Origin of the sequence: Rhodoluna sp., assembly GCF_049276775.1 — a bacterium.
Classification (GTDB): Bacteria; Actinomycetota; Actinomycetes; order Actinomycetales; family Microbacteriaceae; genus Rhodoluna.
In genome coordinates, this window is sequence record NZ_JBASXC010000121.1 from 1 (window position 1) to 3045 (window position 3045).

Annotated in this window: 2 protein-coding genes and 1 pseudogene; all 3 read right to left on the reverse strand. The window is 50.6% G+C overall.

Going from position 1 to position 3045, the window contains the following annotated elements; all coding sequences use genetic code 11:
• Nucleotides 1-1699 (reverse strand): dihydroxyacetone kinase family protein (locus WAO31_RS07045; protein ID WP_509591892.1); only part of this gene is annotated, 1699 nt, incomplete at its 3' end.
• 78 nt (nucleotides 1700-1777) lie between these two features.
• Nucleotides 1778-2752, reverse strand: coding sequence for a D-ribose ABC transporter substrate-binding protein (locus WAO31_RS07050; RefSeq protein ID WP_509591894.1), 975 nt, complete (start codon nucleotides 2750-2752; stop codon nucleotides 1778-1780).
• Nucleotides 2753-2791: 39 nt separating this feature from the next.
• Nucleotides 2792-3045: pseudogene (locus WAO31_RS07055) on the reverse strand (ABC transporter permease); the annotation flags it as partial.

Consider the following 3045-nt stretch of genomic DNA (forward strand, 5'->3'; position numbering starts at 1 on the left):
CTGCTCTAATGACCAGGGCCAGAGACAACGCCCCAGGATCGGGTGTCCCCAAACTTTTCTCGGCGTGGGGCCTTGCTCTTCCAATTTTTGGCACGAGCTCCTTGGTTGATTCTGCGGCCTTCTCTGCGATCAGGGCAGCATCAGACCAGCTCTCAGAAAAACCCTTACCTGAAGCGACAGAAGAAGAAATTGACCGTGAGAAAGGATCCAAAGTATCAATGAGGGTCTTATCTCCAACTTGAGCCTTGCCAAAGTTCTGCACATTCTCAAGAGCCTTCTTAACTCCCAGAGAGATCTGTTCGATTGTGATCTCACCCTCGTTGTCAAGCTCAGAGGCTATCGAGGAAAGTATTACCCCCCAAATCACCCCGGACGTGCCTCCGGCGACGTCCGACCAAGAATCAGCTGCGGCATTCAAAGATGATGCCGCTCCGGCTTGATTTTCAACCGCAGTCACTAAGGCCTCATAAGCTGCCGCTACACCACGCTGCATTCCGATACCGTGGTCGCCATCTCCAGCAATTGCATCAATTCGGCCTAATTCCTCAAAGCTTTCATCAATGACTTTTTTTATTTCAGAAAAAGCCGTAAGAATCTTCCGACTCTCCGAAACAGATACGTCACTGCCCTTTACAAAGATCTGAGCAGCCTGCGTTGGGTCAAAAATTGAGACTTCGTCTGTCTCTGAACCCTGAATCATTCCTTTTCGAAACGCAGGTGCACTCGCAGGAGCTCTCCAGGATTTTTCCAGCTCAGAATCAAGCCAACAGAGAGTTAGAGACACTCCTGCCATGTCGAAGCTAGTTACCAGCTCGCCTACCTCTGGCTCTATTACTTCAACTCCTGCTTGCTCTAAGATTTCAAATACTTTTCTATACAGAACAAATAGCTCCTCATACTTCACCGAGCCGAGCCCGGAAAGAATCAGTGCTGCCTTTGACCCTCGAGAATCGATGCCCTCAGGCAGATCTCCAAGAATTTGTTCCACAAGAATTTTGGCAAGCTCGTCGGCATCTGGCCTAGGCAAAGTGTAAAGACCCGGCTCGCCATGGATACCCATGCCAACTTCCATTAGTCCGTCTTCAACTGAAAATAGGGGAGCCTTCGCTCCAGGAAGTGTGCAACCGGAGAAGGCCACGCCAATGGTTCGAGTTTGGCTGTTTGCAAAGGCTGCGAACTCTTTGACTTCAGAAAGTGTTTTACCCTGTTCGGCAGCAAAGCAAGCTGCCTTAAAAACTATTAGGTCGCCGGCAATTCCGCGGCGCTTTTCCATCTCATCCTTGGATGCCGATGCGATATCGTCGGTGACCACAACGGTTTCGACTTCAAACCCCTCAGAGCGAAGACGCTCCTGGGCTTGGTTAAAGTTCAAAACGTCACCGGCATAGTTGCCGTAGCTAAACAAGATTCCTCCGCCATTGGAGGCTGATTTGGCGACGTTATAAATTTGCTGAGCTGATGGGGACGCAAATACGTTTCCCATGGCGGCTCCATGGGCTAGTCCCTTACCGACCAAACCGCCAAAGGCTGGATAGTGCCCGGATCCTCCGCCTATGACAACTGAAACTTCCCCCGGTTTCGCGCGCATCTTTCGAACCACGCCACCGCGAACCGGAACGACCCATGAGGAAAAGGCTAGAGCGAAGCCCTCGTGGGATTCAGCCGCGAAGTCTTTTGGGTCATTCTGGAGGTAGGTCATAATCTTTCTTTGTCTTTAGGGAAAGTTAGGCCGTCGCCGTGTAGCGACGGCCCAACTTTTTGAGGCTTTTTTACTTACTTAGCCCTCAAGTGCCCAAGAGGTGTACTTTGAAACGTTGTCTGGGTTGATCAAAACACAGTCAACGGTCTGCTTCTCATCTGCAACACCGGTTGAGCCAGTGGTTAGGTATGAGTGAGCCTGCTCAACAGCCATCATTGCCAAGTTGGCAATCGGCTGTAGAACGGTGTACGCCATCTTTCCGGAGGTTACTGCTGCGGCAGCATCGCTGTTGCCGTCGAAGCCACCAACAATTACGTCGGTACGGCCAGCTGCCTCAAGTGCTGCAATCGCACCAAGAGCCATCTCGTCGTTACCTGCGATAATTCCGGTCAGGTTTGGGTATGCCTGCAATAGGGAATCCATCTTGTCCTTACCCTGTGTACGGTCCCAGTTAGCAACTTCCATACCAACATTTGCCATGTCTGGGTACTGGGAAAGAACTGACTTGTAACCTTCGGAACGTACTCCGGCGTTGTTGTCAGTTGGGTTACCAAATAGCTCTACGTAATCCCCAGTGAAGTTCATTGCCTTTGCGAATTCCTCAGCACCGAGTGCAGCACCTTGAGCGTTGTTTGAAACGATCTGTGCCTTTGCGATTCCAGTCTGGTTGATTTCAGCGTTGACTAGCAATACTGGAATACCAGCATCTGTTGCCTTCTGAACTGCACCAATTGACTCGTCCGCACCGGCTGGGTCAAGAATAATTGCAACTGCACCAGATGCGATAGCAGTGTCAATTAGCTGGTCCTGAGCAGTTGGGTCGTTCTTGTGGTCTGCGACAGTAGTGGTGTAGCCAAGAGCCTCAGCCTCAGCCTTTGCAGTTTCTGCCTCAGCAGCCCAGAACGGGTTTGCCTGGTCTACGGTGATGATGGCGATTAGGCCACCGCCTGTTGTTGCGTCTGTTGTTGCGTCTGTGTCTGCTGCTGGAGCACAAGCTGCTAGAGACACAGCTAGAACAGAAGCACCCGCAATTGATAGTACTTTGCGTAGCATGTCGTACCTTTCTATTTTAGTTTTCCAAACAGTTAGCTGTTAGGAATTCTTCGTTGTTCGCTTTGTTTTTGAAGCGCCCACCGAATTATTTTTTGTTGCCGAACTTGATTCCTTTTTCTTCGATACGGTTGTTTTTTGTTGCGCCTGGTCAATAGCTACGGCGAGGATGATTACCGCCCCCTTGATAACCATCTTCCAGAACTCTGATACACCCACGATGACGAGACCGTCAGCGAGGAAACCAATTACGAAGGCGCCGAGGATTGTTCCTCTAACGTTGCCCCTACCACCCG

Bases quoted from the DNA above. Each gene is read 5' to 3' on its own strand.
- WAO31_RS07050 (WP_509591894.1), bottom strand. From the start codon at position 2,752: ATGCTACGCAAAGTACTATCAATTGCGGGTGCTTCTGTTCTAGCTGTG.